Source organism: Rhodococcus sp. WB9 (genome assembly GCF_007558985.1).
Lineage (GTDB): Bacteria > Actinomycetota > Actinomycetes > Mycobacteriales > Mycobacteriaceae > Rhodococcus_F > Rhodococcus_F opacus.
Genome location: NZ_CP041769.1, coordinates 739119 through 757988 on the forward strand (window position 1 = coordinate 739119; position 18870 = coordinate 757988).

Sequence of the window (18870 nt, forward strand, 5' to 3'; positions counted from 1 at the left end):
GGAGCGCCTCGAGTCGCGCGCCGGAATTGATGTCGAGGACGCCCTGGGCGGTGGTTTCGGGGACCGACGCCTCCTCCAGGGCCGCGGCCAATTGTGTGTCTGGTGAACCCACCACGGTGGGATCACGGAAAGCCCGTGAGAGGGCCTCGAACCGGATTATGCTCGGACGATGGCCGGAATTCTCGCGGGAGATCCCGGACTACCGTGACCGAGCCCGGATCCGGGGTGGCATCTGCGGATCCGGTTGGCATGCACGAAGAGAGGTTTCCGGTGAACGATATCGATCCGGAGGATAGCGGACCCATCGATTATCTCGTGGTGGAGTTCCCTGCCGACCGACGACCGGACGGATCAGCGTTGGCGATCCTCCGCGAACTCGTCGAGCAGGGCACCGTGCGAGTGCTCGACCTGGTCTTCCTTCGTAAGGAAACGGACGGCTCCGTCGTGGCGATCGACGTCGTCGACGTCGGACTCGTGGGCGATATAGATGTGTCGCTCTTCGCCGAGGCCTCGACCGGCCTACTCGACCTGACGGACATCGCCGACGCCGGATCCGTGCTCGAGCCAGGTGCTTCGGCTGCGGTACTGGTCTACGAGAACACTTGGGCCGCACCGCTCGCAACCGCCCTGCGTCGCACCGGAGCGCAACTCGTGGCGTCGGGCCGCATCCCTGTACAGGGCATCCTGGCGTCACTCGACGCTCTCGAAGCCAGAAACTGAAACCGAGGACAACACCATGCCTGGACTTCTCCGCGGGATCGCCCGCACCGCTGTCATCGCCGGAACCGCGACGTCCGTGTCGAATCGAGTGTCTCGACGTCAGGGCCAGCGGTGGGCGGCGAAAGAGCAACCGCAGCAGCAACCGCAAGCACCGCAGAACGAGGCCCCGGCCTACTCCGAGGCACCCCCGCCGCAGGCCGCCCCCACCCCCTCCGCGGGAGGAGGGAGCGTCGACCGGATCGCCGCGCTGAAGGATCTTGGAGAACTCAGAGCGCAAGGTGTGCTCACCGAAGCCGAATTCAACGCCGAGAAGGCGAAGATCCTGGCGTCCTAGGACGACCCCGGCAGTCTCCTACTTCATCCACGGCATGGAAGGTACTCCGTCGAGAATCGTCGTCGCGGCCATCTCCGGGGTGTAGAGGGTGAGCCGCTTGTCGAAGAACTCCGCGAAGGTCTGCGCGTCCTCGTCCTCGGCGACAGTGGCGTTCCGGGCGACGGCGGTCTTGATGCCACCGGGATGCACGCACGTCACCTGGACGGGGCGCTTGGTGATCAGCATCTCCTGACGCAGCGACTCGGTGAAGCCGCGGACAACGAACTTCGCGGCGTTGTAGGCGCTCTAGCCGGGCACTGCGATCAGCCCGAACAGACTCGAGATGTTGACGACGTGTCCGTCGCCGGACGCGACCAGATGCGGCAGAAAGGCTTTGGTCCCGTTGACGACGCCCCAGAAGTCGATGTCCATGATCCGCTCGATGTCCTTGAACTCGGACTTCTCGACGCTGCCGTTGTAGACGATGCCGGCGTTGTTGTAGATCTGGTGGACCGTGCCGGAGTGTGCGACGACGTCATCCGCGTAGGCAAGCACTGCTTCCCGTTCGGCGACGTCGAGCTTGGCGCCGTAGTTCGCGAGATCGAGGGCGAGGGCCCGGCCGATGCCGGATCTGCTCCGGTGATGACGGCGACTTTGCCGTCGAACGTACTCATGTGGATGCAACCTGTGCTGTGTCGGGGTGAATCTTCAGGACGTGCCGGCGCAGGGATGCGCCGAGGTCGGTGACCGCCTGGCGTGCCTCGGCGAGGATGCTGACCTGGAGGTGGAAGTCGTGCCAGAGGTCGTCGAACCGGAGATGGTCGAGGACGCCCCCCGCGGCGGCGACGGCTGCTTCGATCTTCTCCGCGTCGACGGAGATCGGATCGTCGCCGGCGGTATGCACGACGATCGGCGGCAGACCCGCCATGTCGCCGTACACCGGGGAGATCCCCGGCGATCGCGGATCGTGGTGTCCGGCATAGCGCGGGGCCCATTCCGCCGTCATGGACGGAAGGATGAGGGGATCGCGCAGCACCGGGCGCGTCCTGTCGACGTCGATCGCGAGGTCGGCCCACGGGCAGATCAGGCCGAGCGCGGCCGGGGCGGGGAAGCCACGATCACGCAATGTCATCGCGAGCGCCAGCGTCAGTCCGCCGCCGGCGGAATCACCCGCGACGACGGTGCTGTTCGGGTCGAGTCCGTCGTCGAGTAGCCGGGAATAGACCGCGACCATTTCCTCGAGCGCAATCGGGTAGCGGAATTCCGGTGAGCGTGAGTAGTCGGGGATCACCGCGGCCGTCCCGGCGGCTGCGGCGAGGTGCGCGACCAGGCCGCGGTAGCCCTTCGCGCTCCCGAGGGCGTATCCGCCGCCGTGGAGGTAGATCAGCGTCCCGCGGGTGGTGTGCGCCGGCCGCACCCGGACGACGGGGACACCGGCGACCGTGTCGCGCTCGAACCGGGTGCCGCGCGGCGGGCGCGCGGCGGCCGTCACCGTCTCGACCATGAGGCGCTTCGTCCCGACGGGCACGCGGTGGGACGCGAACAGCGGTCGTGCGCTGCGCAGACAGGTCCGGATGACACCTCGGTCGATGTTCCTCATGCCGGCGCCCCGAACTGCAGCAGCCCGTCGTGAACCGGTTCGTCGAGGAGCATCGTGGAGTCCTTCTCGTAGTGCATGAGAACCTTCCACGGCTCCTTGGACCCCTGGCGGGGCATGACATCCTTGCCGCGCTGCACGTACCCGGACTGCAACTGGTCGAGCATGCCGATGTCCATCGCGGAGTTCTCCACGTCGCGGGGCGTCGCGACGGTGTGACCGCCCTCGTCCATGTACCGGAGCAGCCGGCACAGGTAGGCGCCTGCGATGTCGGACTTCAGGGTCCACGGCGCGTTGGTATAGCCGAAAACCCAGGCCAGGTTCGGGATTCCCTCGACGAGCACACCCTTGTAGGTCATCTGCCCGTGCAGCGGGCGGGGCTGCCCGTCCACGGACAGTTCCATTCCGCCGAGCATCTGGATCTTCAGGCCGGTGGCGGTGACGACGACGTCCGCCTCCAGTTCCCGTCCCGACTTCAGCAGGATGCCCTTCTCGGTGAACGTGTCGATGTGGTCGGTGACGATCGACGCGTCGCCGGACGACAGCGCGGTGAAGAGGTCCGCGTCCGGCACCGCGCAGAGGCGCTCGTCCCACGGCATGTAGTTCGGCGTGAAGTGGCTCATGTCGAATCCTGGGCCGAGGCGTCGTCGAACCTGCCAGAGCAGGAATCGCCGCATCTGCCGGGGCCACCGCCGGCATGCCAGGTAGAGCCCTCGCTGGAGGGCGATGTTGCGCTTGCGTCCGAACGCGTACACCCACTTGGCGGGGAGGAATCGGCCCAGTACCTCGGAGATCTTGTCGAGTGCGGGTATCGAGAAGATGTATGACGGTGAGCGTTGCAGCATGGTCACGTGCTCTGCATCGCCGGCCATCGACGGGACCAGGGTGACGGCGGTGGCGCCGCTTCCGATCACGACGACCTTCTTACCGGTGTAGTCGAGGTCCTCCGGCCACTGCTGTGGGTGGACGCACCGGCCCTGGAACCGGTCCGTACCCGGGAAGTCCGGCAGGTGGCCGGCGTCGTAGTCGTAGTAGCCGGTGCAGCTGACCAGGTACCCGCAGGTGTAGGTGCGAATGTCGCCGGTTGCCTCGTGCAGGGCCGTCACGGTCCAGCGTTCCTCGGCTGTCGACCAGTCGGCCTCGACGATCTTCAGGCCGTAACGAATCTTGTCCTCGACGCCGAACTCCCGCGCGGTATCGGCGATGTACTGGCGGATCGACGCACCATCCGCGAGCACCTTCGAGTCGTGCCACGGCCGGAACTTGTAGCCGAACGTGAACATGTCGGAGTCGGACCGAATACCGGGGTAGCGGAACAGATCCCACGTCCCGCCCAGCCGCTCGCGGCGCTCCAGCACGGCGATGGTCTTGTGGGGGAACTCGGCTGCCACCTGGCAGGCAGTTCCGATGCCGGACAGTCCGGCACCGATGATCAGAACGTCGAAATGTGTCGTGCTCATGGCTTCCTCGCGCTTCTGCCTGCTGGATTTGCAGGATGGGGTACAAACAGAATGACTGTGGGCCACGTCACAAGTCTTGACACTTCCGGACATGCTTTTAGCATTTCCCGACACCGCTTCCGGCGAGAGGGGAGTTGATCCCGTGGGAAGTCTGATCCGGGCCACGAACCTCTGGGGATGCGGCGACCTGATCCGGGAGCTGGGCGCCGACCCGGCGTCATTCCTCGCGCGCTTCCACATCCCCCCGGGAGTCGAGCGAGAGGAGGACGCGTTCGTGTCGTTCGAGGCGGTCGTGCACGTGCTGGAGGCCGGCGCCGCCGACCTCGGCTGCCCGGACTTCGGGCTTCGGCTCTCACATTGGCAGGGCTTGGACATCCTCGGGCCCGTCGCCGTGATCGCGCGGAACGCGCAGACCGTGCACGGCGCGTTCGAGGCGATCGCCCGCTACTTCTACGTGCATTCGCCCGCCCTGAAGCTGACCATCCGGCCGCGCACCGCAGGGGGTGACGTCCGGTTCGTCTACGAGATGACCGAACCGTCCATGCCCTATCTGCCTCAGGGGTACGAGCTGGCCATGGCCAACGGCGTCCGCATCCTGCGGCTGCTGGGCGGACCTGACGCGCGTCCCTCGATGATCTCGTTCGTGCACGACCAACTCGGGTCGGACGCCGCCTACCGGGATGCGCTGGACTGCCCCGTCCTGTTCGGACAGTCGTGGTGCGGGCTCGAACTGCCCCGCGCCCTGGCGGACCGTCGGATCGACAGCGCAGATCCGGAGACCCGGCGCATTGCCACGAAATACCTGGAATCCCACTACCTGCCGAGCACCGCGGCGCTGTCCGAACGGGTGTCGGAGCTGGCCCGGCGCCTGCTGCCCACCGGTCATTGCAGCGCCGAGGCCATCGCCGACCAACTGTCGATGCATCCGCGCACGCTGCAACGACGTCTGGCCGAGGAGGGTGTGCGATGCCAGGACCTCATCGAACGGGAGCGTCGCGACCAGGCGGCGAGATACCTCGCCGAACCGGGATTTCATCTCGGCCAGATCGCCGGACTGCTCGGCTACACCGAACAGAGCACCCTCAACCGTTCCTGCAGGCGGTGGTTCGGGAAGACGCCGAGGCAGTACCGGGCCGACCTGCACCCGTGAGTACTTGTTAACGTCGGGCGGTTAACAAGTACTCACGGGCGGCGGAGCCGCATTACTTGACGCCACCGGCGGTCAGGCCGGACACGATGCGGCGCTGCAACAGCAGCACGATGATGACGAGCGGGATGGTCACGACCGTTCCCGCTGCCATCACGGACGTGAACGGCTCCTCGTGCGGCTTGCTACCCGCGAACTGCGCGATGGCGACGGTGGCCGGCTGGGTCACGTCGTTGGACAGCTGACTGGAGATCAGGTACTCGTTCCACGACGCGATGAACGCGAGGATCGCGGTGGTGAACAGTCCCGGTGCGGCCAAGGGCAGCAACACCATTCGGAATGCCTGCCGCCTGCTGGCCCCGTCGATCCGGGCTGCCTCCTCGAGTTCCCACGGCAACTCCTTGAAGAACGCCGTGAGGGTGTAGATGGTGAGGGGCAGCACGAACGAGATGTTCGGGATGATCAAAGCCTGGTACGTGCCGAACCAGCCCATCGACGTGAACAGCTGGAACAGGGGCGTCAGGACGGCGACACCCGGGAACATCGACGCCGCCAGGATGATTCCGAGGACGACGTGCTTTCCCCGGAACTGCAGTCGCGCCAGTGCGTACGCGGTGCCGATGCCGACGATCAGGCCGATCGCGGTGGTCACGGCGCCGATGATCGTGCTGTTGACGAGCGCCCTGGCGAAGTGGTTGCCCGCCTCCGTCGAGAACACGCTCGCGAAATTCTCCAGCGTGACGTGGGTGGGCCACGGCGTGGTGTCGAACGTGTAGTCGGAGTGGCGGAAGGCGGTGACCACCATCCAATAGACGGGGGCCAGACCCCAGACGACGATCACCGCCAGGCCGAGGTAGGTGCGGATGGATGCGAGCGACGGTCCCCGGCGCCGGCGTACCACCGCGGGCCGGGACATCCCCGGTGTGACGACTGCTGTGGACATGGATCAGGCCTTTCGCTGCTGCTCTTGGGTGTCGATCACGTTGACGCCCATCACCTTCACCAGTACGTAGGCGACGGCGAAGATGAACAGGAACGTGATCGTGGAGAGGGCGGACGCGCTGTTGAAACCCTGGCGCATCTGGTCGATCACCAGGATCGACAGGGTGGTGGTGGCCGTGCCGTCGCCGCCACCGCCGCCGGTGAGGATCGCCGGGAGGTCGTAGATCCGCAGGACGTCGAGCACCCGGAAGAGGACCGCCACCAGAATGGCCGGCTTGATGAGCGGCAACGTGATCGACCGGAACCGCTGCCAGACATTCGCGCCGTCCATTCGCGCCGCCTCGTACACCTCGGCGGGCACCATCTGTAGTCCGGCGAGGATCAGCAACGCCACGAACGGTGTCGTCTTCCAGGCGTCGGCGATCACGACGGCGAACCGGGCAGGCCACGTGTCACCGGTCCACAGGATCTCCGTGCCGAGCAACTTGTTGGCGATGCCGTCGTACGCGAAGACGAAGTACCACAGCTTCGCGGTGACGGCGGTCGGGATGGCCCACGCCACGAGGATGCTGGTACGTAGCAGTGCCCGACCGCGGAAGGCCCGGTTCATGATGGTGGCGAACCACAGTCCCAGCGCGACCTCGATGGCGACCGTGACGACGGTGAAGAACACGGTGACCCACACCGACTGCCAGAACAGCGATCCCAGCGTGCCGCCGGGGCAGGACACGGATGCTCCGGTCGTGTCGGTGCACCGCTGGAACAGCCAGTGCGTGTAGTTCGACAGTCCCGCGAAACCCTGGTCGACGAACTTGCCGGTGGCGGGATCGATCGTCGGGTCCTTGAACAGCGACATCACCATGGCGCTGACCACCGGGTACAGAACGACGATGCCCAGCAGGATCATGGTCGGCAGAATCAGGAACATCGCCGCCCTGCTGCGCCCCTTCGGCGGTCGCGCCGGCACCGGTTCGCCGGATCTCGCGCCGCCCCGGTGTGGGGGAGCGGCTGTCTTCTCGAGTGAGAGTTCGTGAACGGTCATCGGCTGTCTCCTCTAGGACCCGGCCGCGGCGATCGCGGACTGGATGTCGGCGGCGGCCTGGTCCACCGTCTTCTCGCCTTTGATCGCGGCGTAGGCGTTGTTCTGCACGGCCCGGGTGACCGCGGGATAGAACGGGGTGACCGGCCGGGTCACGGCGTTCTCGATCGACGTCTTCAACGTGGGGAGGTACGGGTATTGCTCGACCAGTTCCGGGTCGTCGTAGACGTCGGCGCGGACGGGGGCGAGCGATCCCTGCGAGAGGAAGAACGCCTGCGACTTCTTCTCCAGGAAGAACTTCAGGAAGTCCGAGGCGGTGGCCTTGTGTTCGGAGTACACGTTGATCGCGGCGCTGTGCCCGCCGAGAGTCGAGTGACCGGGTCCGCCCTTTCCCGGCAGCGGCGCCACCCCGAACTTGCCCGACACCGCGGAACTGCCCTGTCCGTCCATCAGGCTGTACGCGTACGGCCAGTTGCGCATGAACAGCAGATCGCCGCTCTGGAATGCCTGCCGTGCCTGTTCCTCCTGGAACGTGACGGACTCGCGGGGGATCGCACCCGAACGGTAGGCGTCGACGAGCGATTGCAGCCCCGCCCTGGCTTCCGGGGTATTCATCGTCGGGGTCACGCCGTCCGGGCCGAGGATCGACCCGCCTGCCGTGTTGATGGCCTCGGACGCGTTGACGGTCAGCCCCTCATACTTGGCGTACTGTCCGGCGTAGCAGCCGATTCCGGCGTGCCGCGCCGTCCCGCACGCGCCGATGAGCTCGTCCCAGGTGGCGGGCGGATGATCCATCAGGTCGGTGCGGTAGTAGAGCAGGGCACCGTCACTGGTCTGCGGAGCCGCGTACAGGACGTCCCCGTACGTGGCCCCCTCGACCGTCGCGGGTAGCAGGCCGGACGTGTCGATCGCCATCGGACCCTCGAGTGGTTGCAGCCACCCGCGGGCCGCGAATTCGGCGGTCCACACGACGTCGACGACGGTGACGTCGTATCCGGAGTCGCGGGACTGGAAGTGCTGCACCAGGTCCTCGTGCTGCTGGTCCGCCTGGTCGGACTGCTCCTTGAACGTCACCTCCTCCCCGGGGTGGGTGGCGTTCCACTCGTCGATCAGCGGCCGGACGACGTTGGAGTTGTCCTTGCCCTGCACGTAGGTGATGGGCCCGCGGCCGTCGAGGTTCTCCTTCTCCGCCTGCGCGGCGGCGTCGATGCCCTGATCGGCGCAGGACGTCGCCGCGAACAGGACGCCGACGGCCACCGCGCAGGCGGCGACGCGCTTCATCGTGATTCACCCGCGCCCGGTTCCGACAGCCACACGGCAGCGTCGGACGGGAGAACTTCGCTGGTGATGCCGGTGACCGAACCGAGCACGACGGTCAGTCCTTCGGGGAGTGCGACCGGTTCGGTGCCGGTGTTCACCCAGCACTGCACCGCGCCGCGTGCGAACGCGAGCACGTCGCGGGGTGTGTCGAGCCACTCGACGGGATGCGGGGTGTCGAAGAAGTCGCGGCGCAGTTCCAGCGCCTCGCGGTACAGCGTGAGGAACGACTCGGGGTGGCCGGCCTGCGCTTCCGCGGTGTGCGGGGCCCAGTGTTCCGGCTGCGGAAGCCATGTGTCCTCTTCCGCGTCGAACGGGGAGAAGCCGTACGGCACCGCGTCGTTCGACCACGGGATCGGGACCCGGCAGCCGTCCCGGCCGCAGTCGGTGAAGCCGGTCTGGAACCACGTCGGATCCTGACGGGCCTCGTCGGGAAGGTCCTCGACCTCTTCCAGTCCGAGTTCCTCACCCTGGTAGATGTATGCGGTGCCCGGCAACGCCAGCTGCAGTAGCGCGGCGGCGCGGGCACGACGCCTGCCGAGTTCGTGGTTCGGCTCCTCGAGCGCCCAGCGGGCCCGCTCCCAGTCGGTTTCGACCAGGTGGTCGGGCTGTGAGCGGGAGTAGCGGGTGACGGTGCGGGGAACGTCGTGGTTGGAGAGCACCCACGTGGCGGGTGCCCCGACGGTGGCCGCCTGTTCGAGCGCATCGTCGATCACGGCGCGGATGCTCACAGAACGCCACGGGGCGCGCAGGAAGTCGAACTGGAACGCGGTGTGCAACTCGTCGGGGCGCAGGTAGCGGGCCAGGCGGTCGTTGCCGGGCACCCAGGCCTCGGCGACGAAGACGCGGTCGGCGTAGGCGTTGGCGACGGCCCGCCAGCCCCGGTACACCTCGTGGACGGCGTCCTGATCCCACGCGGGGTGGGCGTCGGTGTGCTGCGAACCGGGAAGGCGCTCACCGGCATCGGGGAGTGCGGGATCCTTGGCCAGGCCGTGGGCGACGTCGATCCGGAAGCCGTCGACGCCCTTGTCGAACCAGAAGCGCAGGATGTCCTCGAACTCCGCACGGACCTCGGGGTGCTCCCAGTTGAGGTCGGGCTGGGCGGGGGCGAACAGGTGCAGGTACCACTCGCCGGTGTCCAGGCGGCTCCATGCGGGACCGCCGAACGCGCTCTGCCAGTCGTTGGGCGGCTCGTCGCCTGTCGGGCCGCGGCCGGGGCGGAAGATGTAGCGGTCCCGCGCTCCGGGCTCGTCGCGGAGGGCGGCCTCGAACCAGCGGTGCTCGCTGGAGGTGTGGTTGGGCACGATGTCGAGAATCACGCGGATTCCCAGTTCGTGGGCCTCGGCGATGAACGCCTCACCCTCCGCGAGCGTGCCGTACGACGGCTCGATGTCGCGGAAGTCGGCCACGTCGTAGCCGGCGTCCGCCATCGGCGACGGGTACCAGGGATTGATCCATACGGCGTCGATGCCGAGGTCGGCGAGGTAGGGCAGCTTGGAACGCAGGCCGGTGAGGTCGCCGACGCCGTCGCCGTTCCCGTCGGCGAAGCTGCGGATGTAGACCTGGTAGACGACGGCTGTCTTCCACCAGGCTTCGGGGTGCCGGCTCGCGACGGTGGTTGCGGTCGACTCCGCGGACTGGGTCATCGAATCTCCTCGGTGCGGGGATGGGATGGGGGAATGTGATGCGTAAACGTTTGCGTAAATAGCGTGAGGCACGTCACAGGTGGCTGTCAACTCGAGCAGGGTGATTTCTTTTGCGCACTACAGCGGCATGGATTCTGTGAGGAATCTACGCAAATATTTGCGTTGCTCGCCTACTGTGGGAACGTGATCCCCAAGCAGTCCGTCAACATGGCCGACGTCGCGCGCCGCACCGGAGTCTCGATCGCCACCGTCTCGCGTGCGTTGCGCGGCGAGCGGGGTGTCTCCGAAGCGACGCGACTGCGAATCCAGAGGGTCGCGGACGAGTTGGCGTACGTCATCTCACCCGAGGCGTCGAAGCTGTCGGGGGGCGCGACCGGGCGGGTTGCCGTCGTGGTGCCGTGGATCGACGCCTGGTTCTATTCGCGGATTCTCGCCGGCATCGAACACGAACTCCGCGCCGCGGATCTGGACGTGCTGCTGTACTGCCTCGAGGAGTCGTCGCAGCGCGAATCATTCTTCGAACGGCTTCCCTTGCGCCGCAAGGTCGATGCCGTCATCGCCGTGGCGTTTCCGCTGACCGGGCCGGAGCGGGCGCGGCTCGAGGAGATGGATGTGACCGTGGTCGTCATCGGCGCGCACGCCGGCGAGTTCCCGTCCGTCCGGATCGACGACGAACTGGCCGCGCGCCAGGCCGTCGGGCACCTGATCAGGATCGGCCACACCCGGATCGGCATGATCCGCACCGTGGACCCGGAAGGCCAGTACTGGGAGGGCGACATCGCCCGGGTGGCGGGTTTCCACGCCGCCCTCGCCGACGCCGGACTCGATGACGACTGCACCGTCACCGTTCCCTGGGGAATCGAGGGCGGCGAGCGCGGCATGGAACTACTGCTCAGCCGCGCCGAGGTGCCCACCGCGGTGTTCTGTCATTCCGACGAGGTCGCCGTCGGAGCGTTGCGCACGCTGCGACGTGCGGGTATCCCCGTTCCGGCCGGGATGTCGGTGATCGGGATCGACGATCACCCGACGGCCGAGCTGGCCGACCTGACCACGGTCCGGCAGCCGGTCGGAGAGCAGGGGGCGGCGGCCGGCCGGGCGGTCGTGGAACTGCTCAGCGGCCGGGAACCGGCGGAACGGGCGGTCGTGCTCCCGACCCACCTGGTGGTCAGGGGCTCGACCGCCCGCCCGCCGGAACTCTGACGTCAGCGCACCAGGCGCTCGCCCGCCGCGTCGGTGGCGAAGAGGTGCGCATGGGCCTCGTCGACGCGGACGTGCACGACCTGGCCCTTCTCGGGTGGGTTGCGCCAGTCGACCCGCGCGACCAGGTTCTCGGTCCGCCCGCCCACGGTGGTGCGGCCGAACACGAAGGCCTCGGAGCCGAGTTCCTCGACAACGTCGATCTCGAGTTTCAGCCCGCCGGAGTCGGCGATCTCGACGTGCTCGGGCCGGATCCCGAAGATCACCTCACGCCCGCCGGTCGCGGTCAGGACGTCGCGGGGGACAGGAACCAGCTGGTCGCCGATCCGCACCCCGCCGTCGGTGACGGGGACGGTGAACAGGTTCATCGACGGTGAACCCATGAAACCGGCGACGAAGACGTTCGCGGGCCGGCGGTAGAGCTCGCGCGGGGACGCACACTGCTGCAGCACCCCGCCCTTGAGGACGGCGACCCGGTCGCCCATCGTCATGGCCTCGACCTGGTCGTGGGTGACGTAGACGGTGGTGGTGCCGAGGCGGCGCTGGAGCTGGGCAATCTGGGTGCGCGTCTGCACTCGCAGTTTCGCGTCGAGGTTCGACAGCGGCTCGTCCATCAGGAACACCTGGGGTTGCCGGACGATGGCGCGGCCCATCGCGACTCGCTGTCGCTGACCGCCGGAGAGGGCCTTGGGTTTGCGGTCCAGGTAATCGCCGAGGTCGAGCATGTCGGCGGCCTCCCCGACGCGCGTGCGGATCTCGGTCTTGTCGGTGCCGGCGAGTTTGAGGGCGAAGCCCATGTTCTCCGCGACGGTCATGTGTGGGTAGAGCGCGTAGTTCTGGAAGACCATCGCGATGTCGCGGTCCTTGGGTTCGGCGTGCGTGACGTCGCGGCCGCCGATCAGGATCTGGCCGCCGTCGACGTCCTCGAGTCCGGCGAGCATCCGCAGCGAGGTGGATTTGCCGCAGCCGGACGGGCCGACGAGGACGAGGAATTCGCCGTCCTCGATATGCAGGTCGAGTTGATCGACCGCCGGGACGTCCGAGCCGGGAAAGAGCCTGGTCGCGCCGTCATAGGTGATTGTTGCCATGAGAAATGAATCCCTCCACCGGCAGGAACGTGCCGGACGATCCGAGTGTTAGGGGTGTGTCGGCAGACGCCGACGAGGAAAAACTATGGCCTAGATCACAGTGCTTGTCCACTTGGAGATGGCCCGGCTTTGTTCTCGAAAAGACGGAAGTGTGTATTGATGAAAATCCAAAGGTCCTCTACTGTCAGCGTGACACCCCTCACTCGCAGATTTGAAGAGGACACGAGACATGGCTCTGACAATTGGCATCGACGTGGGTGGCACGAAGATCGCAGCCGGCGTGGTCGACACCGACGGAGTCATCCACCGGATGGTGCGTCGTGACACCCCGTCCCACGATGCGCGGGGGGTCGAGAACGCGATCGCCGAACTCGTTCGCGAACTGGCGGCCACGCACCCCGTGCAAGCGGTCGGTATCGGCGCGGCCGGCTTCGTGGCCGCCGATCTCAGCACCGTGCTCTTCGCCCCGAACCTGGCCTGGCGCAACGAGCCCCTGGGCGAGGTCGTCCAGGCCTCCTGCGGACTGCCGACCGTCGTCGAGAACGACGCCAACGCCGCGGCATGGGGCGAGGCGCGCTTCGGGGCCGGGCGGACGGGGCAGACCGTCGTCGTGCTCACGGTCGGAACCGGCATCGGCGGCGGCATCGTCGTCGACGGCGTTCTCCATCGCGGCAAGTTCGGTGTGGCAGCGGAATTCGGGCATCTCAACGTCGAACCGCACGGTCGCCGCTGCGGTTGCGGTAACCACGGCTGCTGGGAGCGTTACGCCAGTGGGCGGGCACTGGTCCGCGAAGCGCAGGATCTCGCGAACGTCTCGCCCGGTTTCGCCGCCGATCTCCTCGCCCGCGCCGGCGGAAGGGCGGACGCCATCACCGGCCTGCACATCACCGCGGCCGCGCAGGAGGGCGACCCCGCGGCACTCGAGTGTTTCCGGGTGATCGGTTCCTGGCTGGGGCACGGCATGGCGGACATCGCCGCGTTCTTCGACCCTGACCTGTTCATCATCGGCGGGGGCGTGTGCGAGGCGGGCGAACTGCTGCGCGGTCCCGCCGCCGCCGCGTTCGAGAACCGTCTCACCGGACGCGCACACCGACCGGTCGCCGAGGTGCGACTGGCTGAACTCGGCGCGAACGTCGGCATCGTCGGCGCCGCCGATCTGGCCCGGGAACGAGTTCTCGGGCTCGCACACAACGGCTCACGAGTATCTGGAGGAGTGCAATGTCCAATCGGTTGAGTCTTCCCATTCCGGTCGCCGAGGTGTGGGACTGGCAGAGGGACGCCGCCTGCCGCGGCTACGAGTCGTCCACGTTCTTCCACCCCGACCGCGAACGTGGCCGGGCACGCGAGATGCGGGACTTCCGCGCCAAGATGATCTGCCGCGGATGCCCCGTGCTGGTGCAGTGCCGCGAGCACGCGCTCAGTGTCGGTGAACCGTACGGCATCTGGGGTGGACTCTCCGCGAACGAGCGCGAAGAGCTCCTCGCCAATCACCAGGGCCGGGTGGACGAGGCCGTGGCGGAATCCTTCGGCTTCGATCTGGCGCGCCAGGCCTGAGCGCGAGCGGTCAGCTGCCCGCCGGGAGCATGACCACTCTGCTGTTGTCGGTGTCCGCGACGTACACGTCGCCTCGGCTCGACACGGCGATCCCCTCCGGCTGGTCCAGCCCGGAGAACGGGAGAACCTCCTGCTCGTCCGAACCGGCGGCCAGCCGCAGAATCCGATTGTGGTTCTGATCGATGGCGTACACGGTTCCCTCGTCGTCGACCGCGACACCCCCGACGCTCTGGAGGTCGGTGAAGGGCAGAAAGCTCTGGGCACGGGTGGCGGCGTTCCACGCGAGAACCTTGTTGGGCGTGCCGACGTAGAGATCCCCGTGCTCACTGACGGCGACGGCGAACGGGCCGATCACCGTCAGCGGCACCGCGACGGGAGCCGCGGTGACGTCGCGCAGGGCCATCACCCGATTGTTCAGCGTATCGGCGACATACAGCGTGGCGTCCGGTCCGAGTGCGATTCCGAACGGCTGGTTCAGGCCGCCGAACGGCATCGGTACCTGGGTGCTGCCGTGCAGCATCGTCACGGTATCGGTCACGAGGTCGGAGACGTACACATCGCCGGACGTACTGACCGCCACTCCCTGCGGAACCTCGAGTCCGGTGAAGGGAAGAGCTGTCTGCGCATACGTCCCGGCGCTCACTTTCAGGACCTGTTTGGCCGCACTGTCCGCGATGTACAGGTCCCCGGTGCCCGAGACCGCGAGCCCGGCGGGTCCCTGCAGATCGGTCAGCGGGAGCACGACCTGCGCGCTCGTCGACTCCTCGCCCGGCCAGGCGACGTAGGCGACAGCGGCGACGACGAGGACGCCCAGAAGCGCGGCGAGCAGCCAGCGCTTCCGTCGGCGCGAGCCCCCGACCGTTGTCGGTTTCGTGGGCGCCGCACCCCGTTCGGTGTCGGGGCGGGTCACGTCAGGACCGCTCGCGCGGGTGGTCGCGGCGGGGTCGACCAGGGCAGCAGGCCGGGTCACGTGGCCGGGCCCGGCCCACTCGATCGCCCGGACGGCGTCGCTGAACTCACGACAGGTCGAGTAGCGATCTTCGCGGTTCTTGGCCATGGCGCGCGCGACGACCGCATCGACACCGGCGGGCAGCCCGGGGCGCACCACGCTCGGCTGGGGAATCGGTCCGCTCAGATGGCCGTGCATCACCGAGGACGCGGTGTTACCGGGGTACGGCGGTTCGTTGGTGAGCAGGTGGAAGAAGGTGCAGCCCAACGCGTAGATGTCGACCCGGTGGTCGAGTTTCTCGCCCTCGATCTGCTCGGGCGCGGCGTAGTGCAGGGTCGCCACCAACATCCCGGTGCGGGTCAGCTGATGCGTTTCGTCCAGGGCTTTGGCGGTGCCGAAATCGGTGAGCAGTACACGTTCGGGATCACCCGGCGCGAGCAGAATGTTCGCCGGCTTCACGTCACGGTGCAGAATCCCGGCGTCGTGAGCGTGGTCGAGTGCTCTCCCCGTCTCGCTGACGATGTGCACGGCGCGCTCGACGTCCAGGGCGCCGGAACCGAGAGCTTTCCTGGCGTCGGTGCCGGGAACGTACTGCATCGCGATCCACAACCTGCCGCCTTCACGGCCACGGTCGTGGACGGTGACGATGTTGGGATGGTCGAGATGTGCGGCGTGGTCTGCTTCCGACTCGAAACGTGACCGGACGTAGTCGTCGTTCGTCCACGACGTGTCGAGCAGCTTGAGCGCGATCTTGCGCGGCAGGTTGGGATGCTGGGCGAGGTAGACGGTGCCCATGCCGCCTCGTCCCAGAACCCGTTCGATCACGTAGCCGGCAAACACCGTGCCCGGTTCGAACTCGCCGCTCACATCGGCTTCACCGCCTCCCGGGACCCTCCAACCATTGAACCCCGACGCCGGGTCAGTCCGGTAGCCGCCGCATCTCGATGACGGTCAGTCCCAGCGCGTCGAAGCGCGCCAGCATGCCACGGAGATCTGTCGGGCTGTCGACCGGACCGTAGAGTGTGGTGTCGCCGGTCGTGACGTCCGAGACGTCCAACTCGGGGAACGCGGCCAGCACCCGATCGGACAGGGCGCCGCTGATCAGGAAGGCGTACCTGACCTTGCCGGGCCAGTTCGATTCAGGACGCACCACGGTGGGCTCCTTCATTCGCATCGTCGTTCCAGAACTCGGTCAGCCGTAGATTTCAGGGTGACCGACAGAACGGCAACGCGCCTCACCCGCAAGTGGTGAACCGGCTCAGAGAAGGCCGTTGTGTTGCGCGGCGGCGATGGCGTCGCGGCGGGAGGTGACGCCGAGTTTGCGGTAGATCCCGCGCAGATGGGTCTTCACGGTGTTCACCGACACGCACAGATCTGCCGCGATCTGCTCGGCGGTCCGCCACGACGGAAGCTCCACGAGGAGTTCCAGTTCGCGGGGAGTCAACATGTCGGACGCAGCGCTCTTCGACCGCGGGAACGACGCCCGGAGCCTCTCCGCGAAGGGTTCGAGGACACCGAACCGGCCGGTGCTCCGCACCAGGAGTTCTCGGATCTGCGGTCCGCAGTCGTGGAACGGGCGCAACGCCGACTGCGGCTCCGCGAGACGCAACGCTTCGGTGAGTGCGCTGTGGGCTCGTGAATCATGTTTGCGGGCAAGCGCGATCGATGCGTCCACGAGCGACACCGCGATCAGATTGGTTCCCGCCGCGCACTCCAGTTCACCGTCGAGGACGGGTTGGAGCGTCTTGCGGGCCAAGTCGAGGCGGTGGAGATGCAGATGGATGATCGCCTCGACGAGGGCTGTGTCGCCGGTGGGCCCGAGGAGCGCGTGCGTCTCGGTCGCCAGTTCGTGCGCCCACCCGGTCTCGCCGGCAGATAGATACGCGTATTGGATGGCTGGCAGCAACACCGCCCGGACCCCCGGCGGAACCGGCAACGAGGACGACACGGGGCTCTCCGCGTGCAGTGTCGTCACCGAATTGTGCCGGTATCCGGACTCGTCGAGACCGAACAGGGTGGCGGCACCGTCGGCGAAGCCTGCGGTCCCGGTGTTCGCCCGACGCAGCGCCTCGGCGGATTCGGCGGCGAGACGGGCGGCATCGGGATCCATCCGGAGGTAGCGGCACCAGGAGTCGACGAGCTTGGTCAAGTGGAATGTCGGATCGCTCGTTGCCGAATGCGTCCGACCGATCGTGAGTGCCTTTTCCGCCAGTGCGGACGCTCGCACGACGTCTCCCCGCGACATCGCGATGGCGGCGAGAGACCCCAGGCAGTACATGACGCCCAGCGACGCATCGCCGAGGCGAGCGTGAGCCAACGACTTCTCGAGCACGACCTCCGACTCGTCGTTCCGCCCGAGGAACAGCAGCGCACGCCCTTCCTGGAGCAGGACGAACGCGTCGAGATCGGGATCGCCGCTCGATCCGACACCCACGCTGCGCAGCCGGTTCAGGGCGGTCTCGATGTCGCCGGTGCCGATCGCGGTCTGCACCCGGAGCGATTCGCGGAGCAGCAGGTGTAACCGGGACTCGGTGGCACCGTCCACCAGCAACCCCGACCGTCTGCGGTCGAGAAGTTCGAGGGTGGACGTGGCCACCGCGATGTTGCCCGACGCGAGCGCCGCGGCGGCGCGGATGAGCCGCGCAGACGGGTGGTCCTGCGAAGATCGGGGTGCCCGCGCGAGAAGCCGGCCGACGGCCTCACCATGACCTCCGACGATCAGGGCCAGCGACGTCCGGGCGAGCAGCGCCACGATCTCGTCGTGATCACCGGAGTTCACCGCGTGTTCGAGCGCGAGCAGCGCGTCCCCGAATTCATCGTGCCAGTGGGCGGCCGTCAATTCGAGGTGCTCGACTTCGACGTGGCCGATCCGGCTGATCTCCGCCCGCAGATAACTCCGCAGTAGCGGGTGGTAGCGATAGTGCGTGGGGCTGTCCGTGATTCGGCTGATCAGAAAATTGTGGTGCTCGAGCCAGTCGATGTTGCCGTGCGCATCCGTGCAGCCCGTGAGCTTCTCCGCGAGTTCGACGGTGAACGAGGCCGGGACGGACGTGCGTAGGAGGAACTCGCGCATCTCGTCGGTCTGGCCGGCGAGAACCTCCTCGATGAGATAGTCGGCAACGGCCCGGCGGTCGCCCGTGAACTCGGCGATCAGTCGGCTCGGATCCGGGTGTCCTTCCAAAGACATGCCCGCCAAGCGGATTCCGGCGGCCCAGCCCTCCGTGCGATCCATCAGCGCGTCGAGATCGGCCGGACTCAGCACGACGTCGTGCTCGTCGAGCATCTCGGCCGCCTCGGCGGACGTGAACGCGAGAGCCTTCGCCGTGAGTGTGAACAGCTTGCCGTCCAGGCGAAGTCGCTGCAGAGCGAGCGGCGGCTCGAATCGCCCGATGATGACCGTCCGCAACATCGGAGGTTGCCAGCGCATGAACGACTCGAGGTCGGTGAGTACGTCGGTGTCGCGGAGGAGGTGGGCGTCGTCGATGACCATCCAGATGTTCTCGCCGAGTTCGTGCAATGCGGCCGACAGGTGCGCGCCGACGTCCGGCGCCTCGGAATCGAGCCCGGCGCAAGCCTTCTGCAGACGAGGATTTCCGGTGTCGGTGAGTGAGCGGAGGATGGCACGGTGGACGACGTCGAGGTCGTTGTGCCGCTCCTCGATCGTGAGCCAGGCAATGGTCGGAGCGTCGGCGGCGGCGAGCACCTCCCGTGCCCAGTCGGCCACGGCCCGCGTCTTGCCCGACCCGGCCGGTGCACAGACGAGCGCAACCGGGCAGGGGTGGGCGTCGTCGGTGAGCGCTTCGGTGAGCATGGTGTGCAGGCGGGTTCGGGTAACCGTCCGACCTCCTGCACTCGAAGGTATTCGAGTACTCAGATGAAATTCCCCGAGAGGTGCTGCCGT

General features: G+C 67.3%; 16 protein-coding genes and 1 pseudogene. 6 read left to right on the top strand and 11 right to left on the bottom strand.

Annotated elements, in window-relative coordinates:
• The first annotated feature begins 270 nt into the window (after positions 1-270).
• Together FND50_RS03570 and FND50_RS03575 are read left to right on the top strand one after the other, a co-directional pair.
• On the top strand, positions 271-720 hold the full coding sequence (locus FND50_RS03570) for a DUF6325 family protein (RefSeq protein ID WP_005565516.1): 450 nt from the start codon (positions 271-273) through the stop codon (positions 718-720).
• A gap of 16 nt (positions 721-736) precedes the next feature.
• Entirely contained in the window at positions 737-1054 is a 318-nt protein-coding gene (locus tag FND50_RS03575) for an SHOCT domain-containing protein (protein ID WP_144284777.1), read from the top strand.
• 42 nt (positions 1055-1096) lie between these two features.
• On the opposite strand, the pseudogene FND50_RS03580 reads toward FND50_RS03575, so the two are convergent.
• From FND50_RS03580 to FND50_RS03590, 3 genes and pseudogenes are all read right to left on the bottom strand, one after another.
• Positions 1097-1707, bottom strand: a pseudogene (locus tag FND50_RS03580) (SDR family NAD(P)-dependent oxidoreductase); the annotation flags it as partial.
• Positions 1704-2633 carry an alpha/beta hydrolase fold domain-containing protein gene (locus FND50_RS03585; RefSeq protein ID WP_186301229.1) on the bottom strand — a complete coding sequence of 310 codons (930 nt, stop codon included), beginning with the start codon at positions 2631-2633 and terminating at the stop codon, positions 1704-1706. The pseudogene FND50_RS03580 and the gene FND50_RS03585, both read right to left, overlap by 4 nt.
• Positions 2630-4090 carry an NAD(P)/FAD-dependent oxidoreductase gene (locus FND50_RS03590; protein WP_144284778.1) on the bottom strand — a complete coding sequence of 487 codons (1461 nt, stop codon included), beginning with the start codon at positions 4088-4090 and terminating at the stop codon, positions 2630-2632. The genes FND50_RS03585 and FND50_RS03590 overlap by 4 nt, the downstream gene beginning before the upstream one ends.
• Positions 4091-4181: 91 nt before the next feature.
• Here FND50_RS03590 and FND50_RS03595 point away from each other — a divergent pair, with 91 nt between their 5' ends.
• Positions 4182-5240: an AraC family transcriptional regulator gene (locus FND50_RS03595; protein ID WP_260850889.1), complete on the top strand. Its 1059-nt coding sequence runs from the start codon at positions 4182-4184 to the stop codon at positions 5238-5240.
• A 52-nt stretch (positions 5241-5292) separates the two neighbouring features.
• On the opposite strand, the gene FND50_RS03600 is transcribed toward FND50_RS03595, so the two are convergent.
• The 4 genes from FND50_RS03600 to FND50_RS03615 are packed head-to-tail and all read right to left on the bottom strand — an operon-like array spanning position 5293 to position 10181.
• The gene (locus FND50_RS03600; RefSeq protein WP_005253430.1) at positions 5293-6180 is read right to left on the bottom strand and encodes a carbohydrate ABC transporter permease; all 888 of its coding nucleotides are present in this window, start codon (positions 6178-6180) and stop codon (positions 5293-5295) included.
• A 3-nt stretch (positions 6181-6183) separates the two neighbouring features.
• A complete protein-coding gene (locus FND50_RS03605; protein ID WP_005253431.1) occupies positions 6184-7221 on the bottom strand; it encodes a carbohydrate ABC transporter permease in 1038 nt (345 codons plus the stop codon).
• 12 nt (positions 7222-7233) lie between these two features.
• Positions 7234-8499 (bottom strand): ABC transporter substrate-binding protein, encoded by a 1266-nt coding sequence (locus FND50_RS03610; protein WP_144284780.1) that lies wholly within the window; start codon positions 8497-8499, stop codon positions 7234-7236.
• On the bottom strand, positions 8496-10181 hold the full coding sequence (locus FND50_RS03615) for a glycoside hydrolase family 13 protein (RefSeq protein ID WP_144284781.1): 1686 nt from the start codon (positions 10179-10181) through the stop codon (positions 8496-8498). Before FND50_RS03615 ends, FND50_RS03610 begins: the two co-directional genes overlap by 4 nt.
• 183 nt (positions 10182-10364) lie before the next feature.
• On the opposite strand from FND50_RS03615, the gene FND50_RS03620 reads away from it, so the two are divergent.
• Entirely contained in the window at positions 10365-11381 is a 1017-nt protein-coding gene (locus tag FND50_RS03620; RefSeq protein WP_039951819.1) for a LacI family DNA-binding transcriptional regulator, read from the top strand.
• A gap of 2 nt (positions 11382-11383) precedes the next feature.
• On the opposite strand, the gene FND50_RS03625 is transcribed toward FND50_RS03620, so the two are convergent.
• Entirely contained in the window at positions 11384-12466 is a 1083-nt protein-coding gene (locus tag FND50_RS03625) for an ABC transporter ATP-binding protein (protein ID WP_144284782.1), read from the bottom strand.
• 229 nt (positions 12467-12695) lie between these two features.
• On the opposite strand from FND50_RS03625, the gene FND50_RS03630 reads away from it, so the two are divergent.
• Both FND50_RS03630 and FND50_RS03635 read left to right on the top strand, forming a co-directional pair.
• Positions 12696-13700, top strand: coding sequence for an ROK family glucokinase (locus tag FND50_RS03630; RefSeq protein ID WP_005253436.1), 1005 nt, complete (start codon positions 12696-12698; stop codon positions 13698-13700).
• Positions 13685-14020, top strand: a complete 336-nt coding sequence (locus tag FND50_RS03635) for a WhiB family transcriptional regulator (RefSeq protein ID WP_005562098.1) — start codon at positions 13685-13687, stop codon at positions 14018-14020. The genes FND50_RS03630 and FND50_RS03635 overlap by 16 nt, the downstream gene beginning before the upstream one ends.
• Before the next feature lie 10 nt (positions 14021-14030).
• On the opposite strand, the gene FND50_RS03640 is transcribed toward FND50_RS03635, so the two are convergent.
• From FND50_RS03640 to FND50_RS03650, 3 genes are all read right to left on the bottom strand, one after another.
• Positions 14031-15836: a serine/threonine-protein kinase PknD gene (locus FND50_RS03640; protein WP_144284783.1), complete on the bottom strand. Its 1806-nt coding sequence runs from the start codon at positions 15834-15836 to the stop codon at positions 14031-14033.
• A gap of 52 nt (positions 15837-15888) precedes the next feature.
• Positions 15889-16137 carry a hypothetical protein gene (locus tag FND50_RS03645; protein WP_016884498.1) on the bottom strand — a complete coding sequence of 83 codons (249 nt, stop codon included), beginning with the start codon at positions 16135-16137 and terminating at the stop codon, positions 15889-15891.
• 90 nt (positions 16138-16227) lie between these two features.
• On the bottom strand, positions 16228-18780 hold the full coding sequence (locus FND50_RS03650) for a LuxR C-terminal-related transcriptional regulator (RefSeq protein WP_144284784.1): 2553 nt from the start codon (positions 18778-18780) through the stop codon (positions 16228-16230).
• Between the last annotated feature and the right edge of the window lie 90 nt (positions 18781-18870).

Bases quoted from the DNA above. Each gene is read 5' to 3' on its own strand.
- FND50_RS03630 (WP_005253436.1), top strand. From the start codon at position 12,696: ATGGCTCTGACAATTGGCATCGACGTGGGTGGCACGAAGATCGCAGCC.
- FND50_RS03625 (WP_144284782.1), bottom strand. From the start codon at position 12,466: ATGGCAACAATCACCTATGACGGCGCGACCAGGCTCTTTCCCGGCTCG.
- FND50_RS03650 (WP_144284784.1), bottom strand. From the start codon at position 18,780: ATGCTCACCGAAGCGCTCACCGACGACGCCCACCCCTGCCCGGTTGCG.
- FND50_RS03600 (WP_005253430.1), bottom strand. From the start codon at position 6,180: ATGTCCACAGCAGTCGTCACACCGGGGATGTCCCGGCCCGCGGTGGTA.
- FND50_RS03635 (WP_005562098.1), top strand. From the start codon at position 13,685: ATGTCCAATCGGTTGAGTCTTCCCATTCCGGTCGCCGAGGTGTGGGAC.
- FND50_RS03615 (WP_144284781.1), bottom strand. From the start codon at position 10,181: ATGACCCAGTCCGCGGAGTCGACCGCAACCACCGTCGCGAGCCGGCAC.
- FND50_RS03610 (WP_144284780.1), bottom strand. From the start codon at position 8,499: ATGAAGCGCGTCGCCGCCTGCGCGGTGGCCGTCGGCGTCCTGTTCGCG.
- FND50_RS03605 (WP_005253431.1), bottom strand. From the start codon at position 7,221: ATGACCGTTCACGAACTCTCACTCGAGAAGACAGCCGCTCCCCCACAC.
- FND50_RS03645 (WP_016884498.1), bottom strand. From the start codon at position 16,137: ATGAAGGAGCCCACCGTGGTGCGTCCTGAATCGAACTGGCCCGGCAAG.
- FND50_RS03585 (WP_186301229.1), bottom strand. From the start codon at position 2,633: ATGAGGAACATCGACCGAGGTGTCATCCGGACCTGTCTGCGCAGCGCA.
- FND50_RS03575 (WP_144284777.1), top strand. From the start codon at position 737: ATGCCTGGACTTCTCCGCGGGATCGCCCGCACCGCTGTCATCGCCGGA.
- FND50_RS03595 (WP_260850889.1), top strand. From the start codon at position 4,182: ATGCTTTTAGCATTTCCCGACACCGCTTCCGGCGAGAGGGGAGTTGAT.
- FND50_RS03590 (WP_144284778.1), bottom strand. From the start codon at position 4,090: ATGAGCACGACACATTTCGACGTTCTGATCATCGGTGCCGGACTGTCC.